Source organism: Wolbachia endosymbiont (group A) of Lasioglossum morio (assembly GCF_947250585.1).
Taxonomy (GTDB): domain Bacteria; phylum Pseudomonadota; class Alphaproteobacteria; order Rickettsiales; family Anaplasmataceae; genus Wolbachia; species Wolbachia pipientis.
The window spans coordinates 378,382-400,167 of record NZ_OX366327.1; the positions used below are offsets into that span (position 1 = coordinate 378,382).

Genomic DNA, 21,786 nt, shown 5'->3' on the forward strand with positions numbered 1-21,786 from the left:
GCTCAAAAAACTATAAGCGTCAAGTAAATTTCAAATAAGGTAATTTCTTTAGAAGAATCTATAAGTTATTAAACTTTCTGCAATTCTTTTATCTCACTTATAGAAAGACCAGTAAACTTGACAATAGTGTCAATATCAACATTATTAGCCAGCATTGTTTTTGCTACTTCAACTTTTCCTTCAATTTTTCCTTCAATTTTTCCTTCCTCTTTACCAATTTTTTTGCCTTGTTCAGTAGCATCATCGAGTCTTTGAGCGAGGACAGCCTGTTCATCAAGAATACGTTTTATTTCCTGTTCGTAGGCAATAAATTCTTTCTCTGACCAGTTAAATCTATTTAGCTCTTCATAGGCTTTTTTGATTATAAAATCACTCCCTATTATTTTTTCCAGCTCCTCTTCACTGGTTTCCTCTGCATACCTAAAGAAATAGGCCCACTTTTCAACTATATTCTCCAACTGATCTTCCTTAGTTTTTGGAAATTTTGGCAATTCAATAAATATAAAGTAGAAATCTTTTAAATCATGTTCATTAGTGTCTTCATCCCGAATAGTATGCTTTGATTTATACTCAGACTTATCGGGAAACAAGATACAATCTGCTATAGCAATAAAGATAATTTCCTTAAGGTCATGGTATTGATCACCCTTGTCAGCTTGTCTTGAATAAGCTTTAGCAGCATAGTACTGAGCACGTTTCTCGAAGCCTTTAGTTTTAGCGACCTGCATTTCGACGATCACTTGCAGTCCATTTTCATCTCTGCAGAGAACATCAACAATACTTTGCTTTTTAGCGGCGATATCAGGGTCTTGAATAGTACTTAAAAACTCTATATCCTTTATTTCATTTTTACCAGTGAAGCCAAGGATATCATTGAGGAAGTGAATAAGAATATCCTTATTTTTTTCAGTACCAAAGATACGCTTGAACGATATATCATTTTTGGGGTCAAGAAATTTAGAAAGAGCCATAATAAGTAAACCTATAGGACGTTAACAATTATACACAATTCTGAAGAAATGTTCAACTTCTTTATGCTAAAGTCTATTAAAGTGGTAAATTTAGCTGAATTTCAAGAGTTGGCTAAAAAACTGCCTTCATAGATGGCCCTAGAATGCTACTACGCACCTTGGATGTACAATTTAGCACGGCTTCTATTGAGGACCCCTGAGCAGCTAAAACTATACTGCAAACTGCTCGATAATGAGAAAAGACAAGATCTTTATCAAAAGGTGCTGAAGGAAATGCGCAGAGGTTAATCAGTTGAAGAAGCTGAATGAAATAGCTGCTGTCATAGAAGAGACTATTATTGCCCACAAAGATGGAGAGAAGAGGGAAGAAAGTTAGGTTATTAATTAGTATGCATAAGATACTAATATGTGAATATATCCTACCGGCCCACAAAATCTTAAAGCTAGTGGTATGCTTGAAAAAGCATAAGTGTTAAGTAAATCCTTTAAATGAGATAATTTATTTGGAAAAACCTTTAAATTAGAGAGATCATTACTTAATATTTAAAGAACCTCTCCCTGCTCTTCCTCCTTACCTTAAGCGCATGGTTTACAGCACACACCTTTGAACTTTCTGCAAAAGCCCACCTGGAAGAACTTATACTCTATTATTTCTCTTCTTCACTTCTATTTTCCCTTAACATAATACATGCTGGCTAGGTATAACCTGCTCTATATATAAAACCTGTAGCTCTGAAGCAGGTTCTTGACTATTTCTTGCCTGATTTACAACATGCTGGCTGGTATTCATTATAACCTGCTCTATACATGAAACCTGTAGCTTTGAAACAGGTCCTTGACTACTTCTTGCCTGATTTACAATCCTTTCCACCACACTTGGAAGCATCTTACCAGATAATTCATTTGCAAGATAGTCAATTACATCATCACAAATAATCTTGCTGTTAAGTAAGTAATTACTGTTAATATTGTTGACTTTACCGGCTTTGAATAAAGCTACAGCAAATCCCAAATTTCTCTTTATATCAATTTCAGAGTTATCTAATATACCCTTAAGACGGTCGCTTTCAACATTTTTAACTAATATCTCTAGCTTTTCAGTACCAATAGAATTTATTGTATTAATTGCCTCAGGACTTTCTAATATACCTTTAAGATTATGACCATCAATATGACTTATTATCTTTAACTTTTTAGTACCAATAGAGTTTATCCCATTAACTGCTTCAGGGCTTTCTAATACAGCGTTAATATAAGTTTTGATGCGACTTATTGTCTCTAGCTTTTTAGTACCAATAGAATTTATTGTATTAATTGCCTCAGGACTTTCTAATATACCTTTAAGATTATGACCATTAATATGACTTATTATCTTCAACGTTTCAATGGTCAAAGAATTAATCACTGCAGAACTACCCAATATATTTTTAAGATAGCAGCTATCAATGTTATCAACTAATATCTTTAACTTTTCAGTACCAATAGAGTTTATCCTATTAACCGCTTCAGGGCTTTCTAGTATACCTTTAAGATAATAGCTATTAATACTATTAACTATTTTTAGCTTTTCAGATTCTATTTTACTAATTGTTTCATGACTGCCTAATGTGTTTACCATATTATACCTATCAAACCTATCGTAATGTTGTATCATGCATGTTTTATTTTGCAAGTTTAAAAACCAATGCTAAACTAAGGATATAAAATTTAAGTAAACAAACGATTAAATCTGCTGCAAAAGAGGGTGACGAAATGACCTGAATAAGATAAATTAGGTCATCGGTATTAAGAACGCTACTATGGATTAGCCGATAAAGAAAGAGTAAGAAATAGGAGATTTTTTAAGTTTTAGAGAATATAAAATAAGAGTAGAATTATTGTAATAATCTCGGAATGTGATATTTCTGGCACTCTTGTAGGTTTTTTACTATTAGGTAGTGTATGTTTACAAAATTTTCTGTATCCGTTCAGCGGAGCGGCAGAAAATGGTTGAAAGATAAGCGAAAGGATTTCAAATAATCCATTTTTCACCTCAAATTGTGTAAAGTGTAAAAAAATCAACCACATTACACCGTATTTAGCCCGTTTTATTCTAATGATTTTGTTTGTTCAGCCATTTTCTGCCGCTCCGCTGAACAGATACAATTTTCTTCTATTATTCTACAATAATCATCTACAAAACAGTGTTGTATTCTTATTTACTGGAGTACCTCCTATTTTTGCTTAAATGCTTTTGCTCTCTTTACTCTACTCTCTTTTAAATCGATAGATATTTTAGCTCTAACACCTTACGTTACAAAGATACAAGTTCATATGTATGGCTTACAGCACATACTTTTGAACTTGCCAAAAGGTGAACGGTTAAGATTAAAACCCTCAAGACTATTTCAAGCAACTACATGAACATCATTTGCAATTTGATCACTTTCAACATCACTAAGTGCTGTATTTGCCTTATATGAACAATAACATCCTACTGCAAGAAAAGTTAATGCAGCTACAGCGAGTGAAATACACATTGCTAAATGAAACATTGTTAAACTTGCACCAACAGCAAATGCCCCAGATAATACAAAAGAAACAGAGGCGTAATTACCTTGCCTTCTACTATGAATGCTTGCTCCCAAGAATTTTTCGTTTTTACCATTTAGCTCTTTATTTTTGCTTTCAAGTTGTTTCTGCAGACTTTGGATTTGACTTTCTTCACCAGTTTTTTTATCCAAGTCTTTCTGCAGCCTTTTAAGCTGAATTTCTGCGCTTTCAAATCCCTCTGTTTTTGCAGCTAAGTTTTGCTGTGCTTGATTTAGCTCTTCTTTTAATTGTGAAACATTTCCCTTTGCAACATCTAGCGTTTTCTCTTGCTCTAATTGAACTTGTACATCCTTTAGCTCTTTCTCTTTCTCTTTCTTTGCAAGTTGACTGCCAAGTGCACTTTTTTCTTCATTCAATTGATCTACCCGACTAGTTAGATTATTAATCTTTTGTTTTTCTTGTTTCAACTTTTCTTGTAATTGTGAAACCTTTCTATTTGCATTACCTAGTTCTTTCTTGTTGTTTTCAAGGTCAACTTCTTTACTCTTAAGTTCATCAGTTTTTTTAACCAAGTTTTGCTGTGCAATTTCCAGTTCCTCTTCTAGTTTAGCTATCTGAGTATCTTTTTCAGCTAAGGAACTACTTTCTTTTTTTTTGTCTACTGGTACTTCATCTCCCTTATAACCATTGCTTATAAATTCATGTATCGAACCCCCTACGTTATTTATTGTATCACTTTCTTTTGTTGATGAAAGAACATTTTTTTCCGTCTGTTGGCTACTAGCACTTTCAGGTTCTGGATTTTTTTGATCACCTGATTGAACTATACCCTCTTCTGCAGCATAGAACTCATCATCACTCTCTTCAAAGTCTTGTTCACTACTAAGTGGAGTAGCTTGTGCCTCTTGACTTTCACTGTCTAATTGTGATTGGCTAAATAGATCTATAAGCTGAGTATTACCTTGCTCAGTTGCAAGTGCTACTGCATTTGGGTTTCCAAAATAAGGTTCAGCCCCTTTACTTAAAAGCAATTTCACAATTTCAATATCTTTATTCTCTGAGGTTTTATTATTTGAAAAGCGCTTTAATATTTCAGTATTTTGTTCAGAAGAAGTATATTGTAACAAAACTTCTATTGTCTCCTTTTTATACTTACAGATATTAGCAATAATTGCTTGTTCTAATTCAGGAATAACATTAATTCTTGCTTGATGTTGAAAAAGTAAAGATGCTAAGTTATGATTATTGTGTTCTAGAGCGTAATAAATTGGTGATCCATTATTTGATTCAATAACTTTATTAACATCAGCCCCTGCTTCTATTAGAGCCTTTGCTACCTCTGTATAGTTCTTGTAAGCAGCCCCAATTAAAGGAGTAATTCCATTTTTATGTGCTTTATTAACATCAGCTTTTTTGCCTATTAAAAATCTTACTATCTCTTCATAGCCATTGTAAGCAGCTAAAACTAAAGGAGTAGACCCATCTTTATTTGCTTTATCAATATCAATTTTATCAACATACCTAAATAGTAATTCTACAACATGTACCTGATTAAATCTGCATGCATAACTTAAAGCTTCAGAAGCAATAGTATCATCAAAACTAATTTCAGTACTTTGCTGAAAATGATGAAGAGCTTGTTCAAACAATGTAAGCCAACGTGGACATTTGGTGTTTGCAATGAAACAGTGTAACAAGCATACTTTTTCAGCTTTGGAAATCTTGACACGTCGCATTAGGAACTTTTCAAGGTTCTCCACTTCTAGTATTAGATTGCTCACCGTTTCTAAATCTTCACCTAGAAAAGCTTTAACTAATCTACAATTTAAATCCTTACGAAATAAAGTTATAAGCTGAGTATTGCCTTTATCAGTGGCAAGTTTCATTGCAGATGGGTTTCCAAAATAAGGCTCAGCCCCTCTACTTAAAAGCAAATTCACAATTTCAATATCTTTATCCCCTAAGGTTTTATTATTTGAAAAGCGCTCTAGTATTTCAGTATTTTGTTTAAGAGAAGTATGTTGCAACAGAACCTGCATTGTCTTCTTTGTATACTTACCTAGTATGCTGTAGCTATTAGTGATAATTGCTTGTTCTAATTCAGAAGTGACATTAATTCTTGCTCCACATTGAAAAAGTAAAGATGCTAAGCCATGGTTATTGCATTTTAGAGCGTGATAAATTGGTGCTCTATCTTTTGATTGACTAACTTTATTAACATCAGCTCCATACCCCAACAATAATTTTGCAACATCTATATTGCTGAACATACATGCAACGCTTAAAGCTGTGCCCTCTGGACATATATCAATGTTAAGGTCAATTTTGCCATCTCGCTTTGATAAAATATCTTTGAAGAACTTGAACCAATCTTTGAACATGCAAGCGTTAACGATAAGATTGTATAACACATGTTTAAAATCGTCCGGGCAAGTTATATGAAGGTTCTTTACTTTCTTTATTAGCTCTTTTGCTTCTTGTAAATTTCTGTAAAGAAATGCCTCAAATAAACGACTTGCAATATCTTTTTTGTTTCCTGCTCTTGGTGTTTCACTATGCTCATTATGTATACGCGATTTTCTACCTTTGTCATACTTCTTTCTCTGTTCTGGATCTACTAGTACTTCATATGCTTTCCCGAGTTGTTTAAATTCTCTCCCTGCTGCTTCTTTATTGTCAAGATTTCTATCTGGGTGATATTTTAGAGCTAATGCTTTGTATGCTTTTTTTATGTCATCTTGCTCAGCATCTACACCTACTCCCAATATTTTATAATAGTCAGCGTCAAAGCTAAAAGAGTACTTAAAATTTCTAAAATCTATCTTTTCACTAACCGGCATAGCCCCCCTAATGGTATTTCTTTTTTATGTTAATGATATCCTAAACTTAGCTTTTGTCAACATAAATTCTGTTCTAGTTTAAAAAAGCACTCACTTTCTAGCATCAACGAACATTTATTTGTTTACTTTCCCCAAAACCGCAAAAAAGTACCTACCTTTGTGAGAACAATTTAAATAAAAGCGGCGTTGTGAAAATAAAAGCGTAAAATTTTTGCAACGAAGCTAGGTACATTAGTTCGTATATAAATGTGGCTAAAGTAGGCTAATATAGCTGATTTTGCGGTGTAGTAGAATTACTTTAAAGAAAAGTTTGCACAGATCTAGCGGTAGACCACACGATTCCAAGAAAACTAGTTCTCACGGTAGTTGTTTTTAATTAGGCAAAAATAACCATATTATTAATTTTATGATAAAAAGTATGAAAATATATACCCATTGAAAAATAACTTGCATTGATGATTTTTTCGGCTATATATTTCACAAGTTTAATATAGTGAGTTTAATATGGTAAAAACAAAAGTAAGTGAACCATCTTCGAAAAACGATTTAAAAGGCGGTTTGAATCATAAAGAGCCAGATCTTTGCCAAAAGTTTTCGACTCTTCAGCTAAGTGAAAATAAAGGTGTTGATTACACTAATGGAGAAAGTTCTCACTCTCAGGCTATTTCAAAGAGCCCAGGTGGGAAAAAGACTCCATCAGATAAGAAACTAGAGTCTTCCGAAAATTCTGCGGAACGGAAGTTACATACGGGTGGAAGTAAGTTCACGTTCTCACAAGTATCCGAGGTACCAGAAAATAAGGATTATAAGAAGAATTTTCCATGTAGTGAAAATCGTGAATCAAGTGTAATAGCTAGAAGCCAAGAATCTTCTGCTAAAAGCAAGGATACTGTAGCAATAAATATTGAATTTCATGATAATCACTTAAAAAAAGGGTCTATGTCAACGTCCAACCAGGGACCTGGAAATAGATTTAACTCCAGCTCTAGCCCAAGTCGTACTAATGGTTTAGAAAGAAGCATGAATAAGAATACAGTAGTAAATATTAAAGAAGAGTGTCAAGAACTTCAGGACTTAAAAAGTATGAGTTCACAATTCTTCCCCTATATCTATAGTATCTGTGAAGGAGAAGGTTTCGATAAAACGGATTTCTATCAAAAGATTGATCTTCTACATGCAAAGCATCGTTTGTATGATGTGTTATTGTCGCTAAATGAGAAAGATCAAGACACGCCTTTACATGTGGCTATTAAAAAAGGTAAGATTGATCTTACGAAAGAAATTTTGCATATTCTTGATGAACCGTATAAGTTAGATAGCTTTTATAAGGGCAAGTATTTTGAACGTGAGAAGCCTCTTTTTAAAGTTGTTAGTACTAGGAATAAAGAAAGAAAAAGTGTAATTACTCTGGTTATTGAAGGTAATGATCTAGAACACATTGCGGCTGTTTTCGAGTACTTAGCTTATGATGAAGAAACAAAACAATTGCTTATTGAGTGCTGTGGTAAAGTTAATAGTTTGAGTAAAAAATTAGTAGATATAGATAAAAAATCAGCATTTACTAAGTGTTCCCTAAGCGTAGCAGAATCTATTTTCGCATTCCTTGCAGGTACTGGCTCTATTTTGACTGTATGTGACGTTATCTATTATCATACAACACCTGATAATACATCTCGTGCAACAATTAAATATACATCGCCTTGCAATACAACAGATACATCGCCTTGCAATGCAATAATTGAGTATATATCACTTTCAAGTTTTACCTCTCAAAATTCCTTTCGTTTACTTGCTGCTTTTACATCTTTAATGATTACTTTAAAATATGTGATTAATAAAGTACTTTCATGCTATGAAAAAAAAGATTCTATCTTGGAAGAAAGACTCAAAAGTTGTATGGAAAAAAGAGATAAGCTTGGAAGTGAGTTAGAATCTGCACTCCAGTGCAAGGTTTGTATAGAAAAGGAACTACGTTCTTTTCGAGAAAGTTGTAGTACTCAGATAAATTCAGCTTCTGTGCAGCCGGTAGATCAAGCTAATAATGAAGTATTCCTGGAGCAAGCACTTCAGAAGAGGTAAGACTTTAAGAGTTTTGAGTCTTTTAGCGTAGGCCATAACAAAGATGCTCTTTGAGTTGCTCGATAGTGTTTCTACAACAAGTGGGGGTTTATTGTCCGTATGGTTAGATAAAATTATAAATAAAAAATTTTAAAACATAGTTGATCTCACAACAGCTAGTTTTGGGCACTGGAAATAGTTAGATTATTTAAGTTTTTAGTAATAGTTGTTAGTAAATTAACAATGGTTTGTTTAAGAAAAAAAATTAAGGCAAATAGAAACAGAATTTAAAAAAGATTCTATACCTCTCCTGTTGAGGGCCTTTGATCTCTAAGTCTAAAAAAAAGATAGGGAATTGACAAGGTTTGAATATGGAGTTAAAGTATACTAAACTACTAATTTTTTATGGTATATTAGTGATGTATCAATTGCAATATTTTTTCATTTATAGTTGGGGTAACTATGCAAAGTGCTTCCTCTTCTTCTATCAAGGAAGATAAGAAATCTAAGTTTGTCAAGGAAAGGTCTTCCAAAACACCTGCCAAAGGAGCTAAAGGTAAAGTAAGTAAAGATTCTGATATAGTTCAAAAAGCTGAGCAATCATTAATAGATCAACTATGTTTTTTTTAATTTTTTGAATCTAGTCTTATTACAACTCTTATTTATAATTTTGTATTCTTGTTCAATTGAAAAATGTATTTTTGGCAGTAAAAGCCCTAGTTTATACAGAAAGGAATTTATGTCAAACAGCTACCACTACTTAGGTTTTATGGTTAATGAATATGTGCTTTAAGTTTGTGTAGGCGCACATATTCATTAACCTACTTTCTATGCAGTTTTTTTTATTTCATATTAATTGCTTCCTTAAGTCTTGCATTTGCAATTACTATGATTTTTCGCATTAGAGCCGTTATAGCTACCATTTTCTTTTTACCTCTACCAATGAGATCAGAGTAAAAAGCACCAAGTGCAGATTTAGATCTTGCAGCAGCCATGGAGGCTGTAAAAAGCTTTTTACGGACACTACTTCTACCACCTGTTATACTTCTGTAACCAATAGATTTTCCACTTTCTTTTGGATGCGGGGCAACTCCAGCAAGACTTGCGACTTCTTTTTTGTTTAGGTAGCCAAGTTCTGGCATAAGGCATATAAAATCTTGAGATAACTTGATACCTATTCCCGGTACCGTTCTAAGTATTTTTTGGCGCTTTTGTAACTCTAGATTTTCATCAATGATTTTTTGTATGGCATTATTGATCTCATTTATCTGACCGTTAAAAAAGTCAATGGTTTTTTGGCAACTTTCCTTTATATGCTCGTTTTCAGGTGTTTTCAGTCTACATTTCTCTTGAACTCTCATTTGTGTAATGTCATCACGTCGTTGACAAAGTGCAACTAAGGCTGTTTGTTCTTTTGACATAGGTACAAATAGAGATAGAGTACTATAGCATTCATATTCATATTGAGCAAGAGCTCTTGCATCTAGACTTTGCTAAAGTTCCATGAGATATGACAAAGCTTTTTACTTTGCGAGTATTAGCTCGATGTACAGCAACATTCTTATCAACAAGAAAATGTGCTAAGCCAAGCTCATATTTTCCAGTGTTTTCTAAAGTTACTAGAGAATTAGGTAGGATATCTGAAAAATTTTGAAACAACTGTTGCCAACCAGTAGCATCATTGTCAAACTTGATAGTGCTCCTTTGGTTGTGAGCTGCAGCAACATTTTTAAATTTTCCGATATCAATTCCAATGAAATTTTGATAAGATGTAATCATAATAAATAACCTCGATAGTTTAATTAATTTAAGATTGTAAACGGGTGCATACATATGTCCCATGCAACTATTCAAACGTATCGAGAGATGGGGCTAGTGTACCTTGATCTATACGGTTGTAATACCAATGTTTTGTCGGTCGCACACGCCCATGATAGCCCTATTCCTATAGTGAGTAGGGTTATCTTCCCTCTTGTTTCTTTTATAACACATTTTTAACTTACAATGTTTTTAGATTTACCAGACGTGCCAGAAAGTTGCGAAAACGTACAAGGTATTACTTGAAGGAGATATTTCGCCTATCTGAAGCAATAGAAGCCTCTCGAGTTGCAAGAAATATTGTGAAATCTGAAAGAATGATGTGGAAATTTTTAGATGACCCAGAAAATATTCTGCTGACAAATAACCACGCTGAACGGCAAATTCGGCATTATGTCGTTTATCACAAAAATTCATATTTTACACAATCAAAGCGGGGAAATACATTCCTTGAGCGGATAATTTCATTTCCAAAATCTCCTATCTATTGTTTCTTAAACCACTCTCCTGAACGGACAATGGCGTCAACTTAAGGGAAAATATCAGTGATTGTGTATAAAATTTATCTCTAAATTTTTTATCATTAAATTATCCAAAGAGTGCAATAAACAGCACTTTTGTTTCTGTTTTATTTCAACAAAGAAGTCTAAAATGTGTCCTTTTTAGGTGAAACATGCAAAAAGGAAAAAATTTTATTCTACAAATTAAAAATATAATATACTCGAAAGCTTTTCAGAGAATCCATTGTGTTGGAAAGAACAGTTTCACGCGAACAAGAAAACTCCCTTTTACGACAGTATTTTCTATGATTTTAAAGTTAGTTAAAAAAAGTTTGGGAATAGAATGTGAACTTATGGAGCCATTGACATGTACCCTCAAAGCAAGCTTTTTCTAAAGCAAGATATAAGATTTGCCATACAGGCTTTCAAGAATTTAAGCATCCAAACAGCCTATCAGGATGAACCTGAGTTGGAGAGGCTATAGACTTATTGCAGCAGATGGTTCTGGTATGAGATTACCCAGCTCTGGGGAAATTGTATCCGAGTTTGAACCAAATGGAACAACAGGCACCATTGGCAATTTGTTTGTTGATTTGTGTACTTCATTGATTTGCAGTGCTCGTCTTGCAGCTTGGAATATAGGTGAACAAACGTTGGCGGCAGAGCAATTACCCGAAGTTATCACTCAAATGCGTTTATTAAATCAAGAGAAATTATTATTTATCTATGATCGTCTTCAGTAAAATTCATTCAGCAGCATTATGATTTGGAAGTAGATTTTATTTTTCGCTTGCAAAAAAGAAATTATAGTAAGCTATGGGAACGCTGGCGAATTAGATTTTGATTTTATATTAGAAAATGAAAAGCTAAAAAATAAAATGAAAGGACAGAAAGTAAGAGTTATAGTGCTGACATTAGCCAACTGAGAAACAGAGTTTTTGACCGAGACTTTGGAGCAAAGCTTATGTGTTAAGGTGGCACATAGAGGAAACGACTCAAAGTAGGAGCAGAGTTAGAGAATTTTTCTGGAGAGGCTGTATTACAAGAATTTTGGGCAAACTTGGTCATGTGCAATATATTATCGCTTCATATGTGTGATGCACAATGGCCTTGGAACCCAGATCAAATTACTGAGTATCGTTTAAATTTTTCAATTTTATTTGGTGTAATGAGGCAGAAACTCTATCAGGTACTTATTGCGCCAAAAAACTTTCAAGCCCTTTTTAAGTATACGCGCTAAAGTTAAAATCCGACCGGGACAGCCGCAATAAAGTAGATAAGCCTAAACGCCATCATGTCTTTAGGAGAGTTTGCTAATGAAAGTTCTTAAGTTGACGCCATTGCCTGAACGGATACAAATAGTTAGAGGTTGTCCACAAACCAGTAAATCAAGCATATTCCCTACTTAACATAACTTTACTCATAGCCAGATATATGAAACTTTCAGTAGATGTTGTAAGTAAATCGTACTCCTTTGATAGCCTTCTATTTCTATTGATCCAAGCAAAAGTCCTCTCTACCACCCACCTTCTCGGCTGTACTGAAAATCCAGGATCCCGTTGTGGCAATAGTTCTAGTGGTGTATCTTTATGCACCCAAAACCTACATGGAGGCCTTTTGACAATTTCAATATCTATCCCATATTCTCTCTTTACGTAATCCTTTAAATCTTTTCCTTGGTATCCCATATCAGCCCACATTTTCTTAATATTGCTGTATTTTTCCTTCATATTGTCCAATGCCATCTTCACCCCATCTCTGTCATTTTCGCTTGCAGCTCCTACATAGCAACCAAGCACAAATCCTTGAGTATCTGTGATTATATGTCTTTTTCTCCCCTTTACCTTTTTCGCACCATCATAACCTTTGACCCCCCTTTTTCCGTGGTTTTTACCGATTGACTGTCCACTATGCATGCGCTCGGCTCCTCATTTCTTCCCATTTTTGACCTACTATATTTAGTGATATCATAGTTCATTTTCTCAAAAATTCCCTGCTTTTTCCATCTTCTAAACTGTTCATGCACAGCCTTCCACGGCGGAAAATCGTGTGGTAAATAGCGCCATTGACATCCTGTGCGCAGTATATAAAGAATTGCATTTACTATCTCACACTTACTGTATTTTGGTGGCCTTCCTCCTTTCTTGTACGATACTCTGAAGTGTTTTTCTATTCTTGCCCACTCCCTTTTACTTAAATCTGTTGGATATTTTTTCCTCATCTCTTACCTCAATATTCTTTCTTTATATACTACGTATTCCTTGGTTTGTGGACAACCTCTTAGAGGTTGTCCACAAACCAGTAAATCAAGCATATTCCCTACTTAACATAACTTTACTCATAGCCAGATATATGAAACTTTCAGTAGATGTTGTAAGTAAATCGTACTCCTTTGATAGCCTTCTATTTCTATTGATCCAAGCAAAAGTCCTCTCTACCACCCACCTTCTCGGCTGTACTGAAAATCCAGGATCCCGTTGTGGCAATAGTTCTAGTGGTGTATCTTTATGCACCCAAAACCTACATGGAGGCCTTTTGACAATTTCAATATCTATCCCATATTCTCTCTTTACGTAATCCTTTAAATCTTTTCCTTGGTATCCCATATCAGCCCACATTTTCTTAATATTGCTGTATTTTTCCTTCATATTGTCCAATGCCATCTTCACCCCATCTCTGTCATTTTCGCTTGCAGCTCCTACATAGCAACCAAGCACAAATCCTTGAGTATCTGTGATTATATGTCTTTTTCTCCCCTTTACCTTTTTCGCACCATCATAACCTTTGACCCCCCTTTTTCCGTGGTTTTTACCGATTGACTGTCCACTATGCATGCGCTCGGCTCCTCATTTCTTCCCATTTTTGACCTACTATATTTAGTGATATCATAGTTCATTTTCTCAAAAATTCCCTGCTTTTTCCATCTTCTAAACTGTTCATGCACAGCCTTCCACGGCGGAAAATCGTGTGGTAAATAGCGCCATTGACATCCTGTGCGCAGTATATAAAGAATTGCATTTACTATCTCACACTTACTGTATTTTGGTGGCCTTCCTCCTTTCTTGTACGATACTCTGAAGTGTTTTTCTATTCTTGCCCACTCCCTTTTACTTAAATCTGTTGGATATTTTTTCCTCATCTCTTACCTCAATATTCTTTCTTTATATACTACGTATTCCTTGGTTTGTGGACAACCTCTTAGAGGTTGTCCACAAACCAGTAAATCAAGCATATTCCCTACTTAACATAACTTTACTCATAGCCAGATATATGAAACTTTCAGTAGATGTTGTAAGTAAATCGTACTCCTTTGATAGCCTTCTATTTCTATTGATCCAAGCAAAAGTCCTCTCTACCACCCACCTTCTCGGCTGTACTGAAAATCCAGGATCCCGTTGTGGCAATAGTTCTAGTGGTGTATCTTTATGCACCCAAAACCTACATGGAGGCCTTTTGACAATTTCAATATCTATCCCATATTCTCTCTTTACGTAATCCTTTAAATCTTTTCCTTGGTATCCCATATCAGCCCACATTTTCTTAATATTGCTGTATTTTTCCTTCATATTGTCCAATGCCATCTTCACCCCATCTCTGTCATTTTCGCTTGCAGCTCCTACATAGCAACCAAGCACAAATCCTTGAGTATCTGTGATTATATGTCTTTTTCTCCCCTTTACCTTTTTCGCACCATCATAACCTTTGACCCCCCTTTTTCCGTGGTTTTTACCGATTGACTGTCCACTATGCATGCGCTCGGCTCCTCATTTCTTCCCATTTTTGACCTACTATATTTAGTGATATCATAGTTCATTTTCTCAAAAATTCCCTGCTTTTTCCATCTTCTAAACTGTTCATGCACAGCCTTCCACGGCGGAAAATCGTGTGGTAAATAGCGCCATTGACATCCTGTGCGCAGTATATAAAGAATTGCATTTACTATCTCACACTTACTGTATTTTGGTGGCCTTCCTCCTTTCTTGTACGATACTCTGAAGTGTTTTTCTATTCTTGCCCACTCCCTTTTACTTAAATCTGTTGGATATTTTTTCCTCATCTCTTACCTCAATATTCTTTCTTTATATACTACGTATTCCTTGGTTTGTGGACAACCTCTTATAGCATTTCTCATAATAGTCCGAATAGGTCATAGGAAGGCAGAATCAACAGCACGACGAAAGGATTCGAATAGAGGAATGTTTTTCCTGGCTCTGTTTTTTATAGCAAACCAATGATGCTCAATTTTGTTAAAATCTGGAGAATAAGGCGGCAGATACAAAATTTCTGCACCGACTCCTTTAGCGAGCTTGATAAGCTTATCAGACTTATGAAAAGTAGCATTATCAAGAATGACAGTTTGTCCAGGTTCTAAGATCGGTGCCAAAAATTGCTCAAACCATCCATTAAAAATATCCATATTACAGTGGCCTTCAAATGTTAATGGAGCAACTATCTTTCTTCTACTTAAGGCTGCAACCATGCTGATTCGTTGAGTTTTTTTTCCAGATTTTAGGGCATAAAATCGCTGTCCTTTCTGGCAATACCCATATGGATAGTCCTCCGTGTTATCAATCCCAGACTCATCTATATACACTAAGTTTTCTGGTTCTTTTGTTGCTATAATTTTTAAGAATTCAGCACGTTTTTCTTCGTTCCTTTCCTTGTATCCATATGTCTTTTTTTGCGCGTAAATCCAATTTTTCTGAGAGCTCGGTGGATCGTTTGGATACTAACGTTGCCCCAAAGTTTAGCCATTTCCGACAGAGTTTTTCTACCGTGTTTTTTAGCAAATTCGATAAACTTATTCCAGTCGATAATTTTCTGATTGTAACCTCCATTACCGAGTTTTTTGACTGAAAGTCGCCTGTTTCTTTTTTTCTTTGCTGCCACTCCCACAAAGTAGTTCGTCCAATTTTAAATCTTGCTGCCACTGCTTCTCTGCTTTCCCCTTCGTCTAGTGCTTCCATTGCTTTTTTTCTTAAATCATAACTATATGCTGCCGGCATCCAACCTCCTTATCGCCATCTATCCTTATCTTATCATATCCGGACTTCTGTGGAAAGAGCTATAATATGCCTCTTACGGAGATAAACAAAGTTAGAGATTTATGATTATTTAGTTCCCTAATTTTTGAATTTCATCTAAAGAAAGGCCGGTAATTTCAGCTATAATATCAATGGAGACACCTGCCTTAAGTGAATTCTTTGCCACTGCTATTTTAGCCTGTTTTTCGCCCTCTTCTCTGCCTTTTTCATGTCCGATTAGGATGCCTTTTTCTTCCCCAACCTTAACACCTTCATCAAATTTTTGAGCGAAAGCAGCTATCTCATCCATTAGACGTTTTTTCCTTTGCTCATATGCTAGTAATTCTTCTTCCGACCAATTAAACTTATTCATCTCTTCATAAGCTCGTTTTATTATTACGTCACTACCAACTATTTTATCTAGATCCTCTTCCCTTGTTTCTGCTGCATATCGAAAAAAATAACACCACTTTTCAACTATATTTTCTAGTTGGTCTTCTTTCGTCTTTGTAAATTTTGGTAGTTCAATGAATACGAAATAGAAATCCTTTAAGTCATGTTCATTGGTATTCTCATCCCGAATAGTATGATTTGACCTGTACTCAGTCTTGTTTGGAAAAATAATACAATCAGCAACAGCAATAAAGATAATTTCTTTGAGGTTATGATATTCATCTCCCTGGTCAGCTTGACTTGAGTAGGCTTTAGCAGCATAATACTGAGCACGCTTTTCAAAGCCTTTGGTTTTAGTGAACTGCATCTCTATTATGTACCTGGAGCCTTGAGAGTCCTTACAAAGAACATCGACAATACTCTGCTTTTTAGCGGCAATCTCAGGGTCCATAATAGTAGCTAAAAATTCTACGTCCTGAATTGCAGCTAAGCCAGTAAAGCCTAAAATATCGTTCAGGAAATGAATGAGGATATCTTTATTCTTTTCAGAGCCAAATATTCTTTTAAAGGCGTAGTCATTGCGCGCATCAAGAAATTTAGAAAGAGCCATGAGAAATCAACCTAAAAAGCATTAATAATTATACACAATTCTGAAGAAATATTCAACGTTTTTATTTTTAGGTAAGATTCAAGAGTGTCGATGAAAAAAACGACCTTCATAGATGATCCTAGAATGCTACTACGCACCTTAGACGTCCTTTTATACATCTTTTATCAACCCTTCTGTAAAGCGCCTAAAAAGGCCAGCAAATGGATGTCATGAATTTGGAGCTGTAGGAGACATCAAAGATACGCTTTTTGGTGTGAGAGGCCAATTTCCTAATAAAAATACGAGCGTAAAAACTCAATTACGATTTACCTAACATCGTGAGGACAGGTTTATTAGCCTCCCACACCTTTACATGATAAAGATCTTGAAACTTAATGTCAATATTTTCAGTAGCAAATTGTAAGTTAAAAATATATCCTGTTAGCATGGGCGAAAAAAAGAAGGTTACAATATATACGGATGGAGCGTGTTCTGGAAACCCTGGTCCAGGAGGCTGGGCTGCTGTAGTTATGTATGAAAATAAAAGTGTCTTTATCAAGAAACGTATTTCTGGAGGTGAAGAAAACACAACAAACAACAAGATGGAGTTAAAAGCTGTAATTAATGGTCTCAAGATGTTAAAAGTTTCTTGTAAAGTGGTTTTACATACTGATAGCCTTTATATCAAACAAGGTATAACAGAATGGATCAACAAATGGAAGATAAACGGTTGGAGGACGGCAAATAAAAGCCCAGTAAAAAACATGGAATTATGGAAAGAGCTAGATGAAGTTGCCTTACAGCATGACGTTAGTTGGAAGTGGGTTAGAGCTCACAATGGTAAACGAGGAGGCGGATAGACTGGCTAGAAAAGAAACTAAAAAGCTGAAATACAGAAGTTATGAGATTGAGAAACCACTAAAAAAGAGAAGAAACTCCAAGTTACGTAGATTAAAGACCGTAGCAACATAAGTTACCTGTGCCATTTTAGCTTGTCACAGCATAGGCATTGAATATACTAGTTTTCAACAGGCATCTGAGAGTTAGTTTGTTTTGAAATCGTGTGAAAAAGAGTGACCGCTAGTAACATTAATAGTAGCCGTATAAAGCATACTAACGCTACAAGATATAAAATAGCGCAAAAGATAAGAAGCTGGAGGCTAAAGCGAGGATATACCCTGAAAGCTTTAGCAGATAAAACAGGCATAAAATATTACACGCTGCTAAAATATGAACAAGGGGTACAAGGTATTCCAACTAAAGACATAAAAAGACTAGCGGACGCATTCTCAACTAAGGCTGGAACTCTATTTCCTAGACGAAAAGTACTAAGAGAAAACTGTTGTTTTGATAAAGCCAAGGAACAAGCAATATACAATCTCACGGCACAAACAAGAACGCGAGAATCACGCAAGGCAATTTATGCATTGACCCAATCTGTCCGAGCTCAGAAGGAAAGTAATGCAAAAGAGGCAAGGGTAAGAATAGCACAAAATCTACTTAAAGCAGGGTTTTCTATTGACATTATCTACCAAGCGACTGGTTTATTAGTTGATGAATACGACGACAAAGAGAAAAAAATACCTAAGCGTCAAAACGAAGGAGAAGAGATAAAAAATTGGAGGATAGTACAAGGATATGCTCAAGAATATTTAGCAGAAAAGCTCGGTGTGTCACGTTCGAAAATACACAACTGTGAACAAGGGAACGTTATCATTTTAGGTGAAACGTTATGGGGAATAGCAGTAGAATTATCAAAGGATGTTGACGATCTTATAACTAAACCAACGAAAGAAGATTATTATGAAGATAGTGAAGGAGAAAATGAGCGATTAAGTTTGGCGAGAGAGTGTCAAAAAATTGACGATCAAGAATCACTAGATGAACTGGGTATATGGGTAGAATTTTTATCCCAAAGAAGGCAAATTTACAAAGAAAAGATTGATAAAGTAGAGTCAATCAAGGTTGCGAATAATCTACTTATACTAGGTGTTTCTGTTGATGCTATTTCTTCGATAACTGGCTTACCTGCAGAGGAAATAACGCAACCTGAGAGAAATTAAAGACAGAAGGCGTTATTCTTCTCCCAGGATTAATTTATTAAACTCTTCTTCAGTTAAAATTTTCACACCTAGCTTTTTAGCCTTTTCGAGCTTTGACCCAGGTTTTTCGCCGACAACCAAGAAGTCCGTTTTATTTGATACACTTGAATTCACAATTCCTCCTAAAGATTCTGCCTCTGCTTGCGCTTCATTTCTCTCCATTTTTGAAAGTTTTCCAGTAAAAACTACTGTTTTGCCATTAAAAATGGAATTACTAACATTAGCACTTACAGGCTCAATCTTTAGTTGAGAAGCAAGATTCTTTACCATTTCAGCATTGTCCTCATCAGAGAAAAATTCCTCCAAGGAAGTTATGGTCTCTTCGCCTACGCCTATTATCATTAATTTATCAGGAGCTTCTCTATCATAAGGTAATTGAGCCATAACTTCATACCAACCATCATAAGATTTGTAATGATTAGCTTGTATTTTTGCTGCACGCGGTCCTACAAGTCTAATTCCCAAAGAAGTTATAAACTTTTCAAGCGTTACAGTTCTTTTGCTGTTGATAGAGTGCAATAAATTAAATATGATCCCACCCCTTTGTTCACTTAAGTTGAAATTTTTTAGTTTTTCTTCGAGAGCAAAAATATCAGATATTTTCCTTATCAAACCAAGGTCATAAAGGAACTCCACTTGGTTACTGCCAAAACCTTTAATGTCAAGAACTTCCACAAAATATTTTAACTTTCCTATTCGCTGTGCTTGGCAACCGTTTTCTTCGGAACATCTAGCTGTAGCTTCATCTTCAAATATATCTACTGCACTGTTATCTAAGCGAGGAAAGTCACCTCTCCCCGCTCGACTTCAAAACCGGACTTGATAGTTTCCCATCATCCGGCTTCCCTGTAATTCGGTGCTTGTCACGCAAACTTCTATGTAACTGGTCATGGCAATGCTTGTGCAGCAAGGACAAATTCTTAATGTTATTATTGAATCTATTGTGGTCCTGATGATGCACATGTGCTAGGTCATCAAATTTAAACCATAGGTGACAATAATTACATTTGCCTTGCTGTATCTTCAGTAATCTTATTACTTGTGGCGATTTTCCTGGAATTGTACTTAAACGACTTCCCCAGTATGGCCAGTCCCCATCATAAGGAGATCTGGTTCCTTTCACTTTGATATGCCGTCTAATGACATGATCTCCGTGTTTTCTAATATGTATTTCGTTACTCGTCATGAATCTCCAATTGTCATTACCATACTTTTTAAAGTATTTCCTCTTAATCCAGTGTCCTCCTTTGTTTGGGTGTTTAAATTTTGCCCATCTCCAAAGTTGGGTGTACATGATCATATCCATTAAGTGAAAGGTTTTATTTGAGACTACCGAAGTGTAATACTGACACCATCCTCTAACAATTGGATTAATGTTGCTTATTACAGCTTCTTGCGATTCGCCTCGCATTTTCCTTAACTTATGTTTAATAACCAGTGTGTGCTGTTTAACAGAATTGCGACTTGGTTTGATTAACAACTTGTAACCTTTCTTATTTTTTACTGGATATTGTCGTATTGTAAATCCAAGAAAATCGAAACCTGGTTTCTGTCCATTAGAAAACTTGAGAGTGTGTGAAATTCTTGTTTTTGAAGGCTTTAACTCTAGTCCAACAGTTTTTAACCAACTTTCGATTAGCTCTTTAGCCTTAAGTATAATCTCTTCACTCTCGTGTATGACAACAAAATCATCAGCGTAAACAATTACACTTATTGATTGTTGTGCTACTGTATGTGATGCCTTGCTGCCGTATTTCCTTTTTACGTATTGAAAAAGTTCACATGCTAATGCTTTTTTAATATGACTTTCTAACCCATTTAATGCTATACAAGCCAATATAGGAGAAATAGTCCCTCCTTGAATTGTACCGCTTTTGGTTGGTTGGAAAGTTCCATTTTCCATCACACCTGCTCTTAACCACTTTTTTATAGTTCTCTTAAGGGTTGGAGTGGTATTAAGTTTGTCCAACAGAGCGCGATGATTTATATTATCAAAACATCCAGAAATATCTGCATCTAAAATAAATGCGGATTTCTTACAAAGCGCATAAAATATGGCCTTTATAGCATCATGACAGGATCTACCACACCTAAAACCATAAGTGTTCGGCTCAAATTTTGCCTCCCATTCAGGTTCTAGCGCCATTTTTACAAGTGTTTGTTTTGCTCGACACGATATAGTGGGAATACCAAGGGGACGACATTCCGATGGCTTACCAGGTTTTGGGATCCAGACCCGTCTTGATGGTTTTGCTTTTCTTTTATATCTAAAGAACATGCTAATTGCAACCTTTCTTTCTGATTAAGATTCGCTTTTCCATCAATACCTGCAGTCTTTTTCCCTCTGTTGTCCTGAGTTACCCTTCTCACAGCGAGCATTCTTGCACTTGTTGATTTTAGTAATAATCTCTGAAGTTTATGCATCTTCTTGATATCATTACATTTAGAAGCTCGGTAAATTCGTTTTTGTAGCTTAAATGAAGATTTTTCCAGCTTACGCCAGGGTGTTTCATTCCATTCATACCTAACATTTTGTTGGCTCATAACATATTCACTACTATTCACAACTTTACCTTCCAAACTACAGTGTCCACGTCTGCATATCCTAGACATTACTCTAGGCGTTTGCTTCTTGGACAATCCCTCCAACATGAGTGCTTATGGCTGGCTACCTACTTATATTCAATTGAATATAAGAACATTCATGTGGTTACTCCGTTCCACGGTTTTTGTTTCACGTTAGACTTAGATTCCTACTATTTGCCGGAAGCTGAGAACATCTATAATTAAGCTGCGGAAATCTTAATTCCTCATTTGCTTCATACCTTTTGGTTTATGCGTATTCAACCTCTTTTCGCATATTCCCAGTGACGACAATTCTGACATAGGTTTCTCTCGTAATCATATCTAACTCTGTTTGCGGGGATTTGCCATAAGGTTTAACATTACCCGCTTTTGC

At 35.4% G+C, this 21,786-nt stretch carries 13 protein-coding genes and 6 pseudogenes; 6 read left to right on the plus strand and 13 right to left on the minus strand.

Features of this window, described 5'->3' with window-relative positions:
* Positions 1 to 68: 68 nt before the first annotated feature.
* From OOK89_RS01860 to OOK89_RS06585, 4 genes and pseudogenes are all read right to left on the minus strand, one after another.
* Complete coding sequence (locus OOK89_RS01860) at positions 69 to 971, minus strand: Rpn family recombination-promoting nuclease/putative transposase (RefSeq protein ID WP_264719183.1); 903 nt, start codon at positions 969 to 971, stop codon at positions 69 to 71.
* A 676-nt stretch (positions 972 to 1,647) separates the two neighbouring features.
* On the minus strand, positions 1,648 to 2,589 hold the full coding sequence (locus OOK89_RS01865; RefSeq protein ID WP_264719185.1) for a hypothetical protein: 942 nt from the start codon (positions 2,587 to 2,589) through the stop codon (positions 1,648 to 1,650).
* Positions 2,590 to 3,358: 769 nt separating this feature from the next.
* A complete protein-coding gene (locus tag OOK89_RS01870) occupies positions 3,359 to 5,884 on the minus strand; it encodes an ankyrin repeat domain-containing protein (protein WP_458694372.1) in 2,526 nt (841 codons plus the stop codon).
* Positions 5,885 to 6,088: 204 nt separating this feature from the next.
* Positions 6,089 to 6,343: pseudogene (locus OOK89_RS06585) on the minus strand (DnaJ domain-containing protein); the annotation flags it as partial.
* A 504-nt stretch (positions 6,344 to 6,847) separates the two neighbouring features.
* On the opposite strand from OOK89_RS06585, the gene OOK89_RS01875 reads away from it, so the two are divergent.
* Positions 6,848 to 8,422: a hypothetical protein gene (locus OOK89_RS01875; RefSeq protein WP_264719188.1), complete on the plus strand. Its 1,575-nt coding sequence runs from the start codon at positions 6,848 to 6,850 to the stop codon at positions 8,420 to 8,422.
* Between the two features lie 441 nt (positions 8,423 to 8,863).
* Positions 8,864 to 9,031 carry a hypothetical protein gene (locus OOK89_RS01880; RefSeq protein WP_264719189.1) on the plus strand — a complete coding sequence of 56 codons (168 nt, stop codon included), beginning with the start codon at positions 8,864 to 8,866 and terminating at the stop codon, positions 9,029 to 9,031.
* Positions 9,032 to 9,243: 212 nt separating this feature from the next.
* On the opposite strand, the pseudogene OOK89_RS01885 reads toward OOK89_RS01880, so the two are convergent.
* Positions 9,244 to 10,180, minus strand: a pseudogene (locus OOK89_RS01885) (IS110 family RNA-guided transposase).
* A 224-nt stretch (positions 10,181 to 10,404) separates the two neighbouring features.
* Here OOK89_RS01885 and OOK89_RS01890 point away from each other — a divergent pair.
* A pseudogene (locus OOK89_RS01890) lies at positions 10,405 to 10,717 on the plus strand (IS66 family transposase); the annotation flags it as partial.
* A 175-nt stretch (positions 10,718 to 10,892) separates the two neighbouring features.
* A pseudogene (locus tag OOK89_RS01895) lies at positions 10,893 to 12,036 on the plus strand (transposase).
* A 71-nt stretch (positions 12,037 to 12,107) separates the two neighbouring features.
* On the opposite strand, the gene OOK89_RS01900 reads toward OOK89_RS01895, so the two are convergent.
* From OOK89_RS01900 to OOK89_RS01920, 5 genes and pseudogenes are all read right to left on the minus strand, one after another.
* Positions 12,108 to 12,940 (minus strand): IS5 family transposase gene (locus OOK89_RS01900; protein ID WP_264718686.1). Its coding sequence is split into 2 segments (ribosomal slippage): positions 12,108 to 12,574 and positions 12,574 to 12,940, totalling 834 coding nucleotides; the frame shifts between segments, so codons are not numbered across the junction.
* 85 nt (positions 12,941 to 13,025) lie between these two features.
* Positions 13,026 to 13,858, minus strand: a protein-coding gene (locus OOK89_RS01905; RefSeq protein ID WP_264718686.1) for an IS5 family transposase whose coding sequence is annotated in 2 segments (ribosomal slippage) — positions 13,026 to 13,492 and positions 13,492 to 13,858 — 834 coding nt in all. Because the reading frame shifts where the segments join, the coding sequence is not laid out codon by codon here.
* A gap of 85 nt (positions 13,859 to 13,943) precedes the next feature.
* Positions 13,944 to 14,776, minus strand: a protein-coding gene (locus OOK89_RS01910; RefSeq protein ID WP_264718686.1) for an IS5 family transposase whose coding sequence is annotated in 2 segments (ribosomal slippage) — positions 13,944 to 14,410 and positions 14,410 to 14,776 — 834 coding nt in all. Because the reading frame shifts where the segments join, the coding sequence is not laid out codon by codon here.
* A 90-nt stretch (positions 14,777 to 14,866) separates the two neighbouring features.
* Positions 14,867 to 15,725: pseudogene (locus tag OOK89_RS01915) on the minus strand (IS630 family transposase).
* Between the two features lie 109 nt (positions 15,726 to 15,834).
* Positions 15,835 to 16,746 (minus strand): Rpn family recombination-promoting nuclease/putative transposase, encoded by a 912-nt coding sequence (locus tag OOK89_RS01920; RefSeq protein WP_264719190.1) that lies wholly within the window; start codon positions 16,744 to 16,746, stop codon positions 15,835 to 15,837.
* Positions 16,747 to 17,171: 425 nt separating this feature from the next.
* Here OOK89_RS01920 and rnhA point away from each other — a divergent pair.
* Positions 17,172 to 17,598: pseudogene (rnhA, locus tag OOK89_RS01925) on the plus strand (ribonuclease HI); the annotation flags it as partial.
* A 200-nt stretch (positions 17,599 to 17,798) separates the two neighbouring features.
* Complete coding sequence (gene wmk / locus OOK89_RS01930) at positions 17,799 to 18,788, plus strand: WO male-killing family protein Wmk (protein ID WP_264719191.1); 990 nt, start codon at positions 17,799 to 17,801, stop codon at positions 18,786 to 18,788.
* A gap of 12 nt (positions 18,789 to 18,800) precedes the next feature.
* On the opposite strand, the gene OOK89_RS01935 is transcribed toward wmk, so the two are convergent.
* The 3 genes from OOK89_RS01935 to OOK89_RS01945 form a co-directional block, all read right to left on the minus strand.
* Positions 18,801 to 19,502 carry a BRCT domain-containing protein gene (locus OOK89_RS01935; protein WP_264719192.1) on the minus strand — a complete coding sequence of 234 codons (702 nt, stop codon included), beginning with the start codon at positions 19,500 to 19,502 and terminating at the stop codon, positions 18,801 to 18,803.
* Between the two features lie 112 nt (positions 19,503 to 19,614).
* A complete protein-coding gene (locus tag OOK89_RS01940) occupies positions 19,615 to 21,057 on the minus strand; it encodes a group II intron reverse transcriptase (protein ID WP_264719301.1) in 1,443 nt (480 codons plus the stop codon).
* Positions 20,976 to 21,392, minus strand: a complete 417-nt coding sequence (locus OOK89_RS01945) for a reverse transcriptase N-terminal domain-containing protein (RefSeq protein WP_264719143.1) — start codon at positions 21,390 to 21,392, stop codon at positions 20,976 to 20,978. Before OOK89_RS01945 ends, OOK89_RS01940 begins: the two co-directional genes overlap by 82 nt.
* Between the last annotated feature and the right edge of the window lie 394 nt (positions 21,393 to 21,786).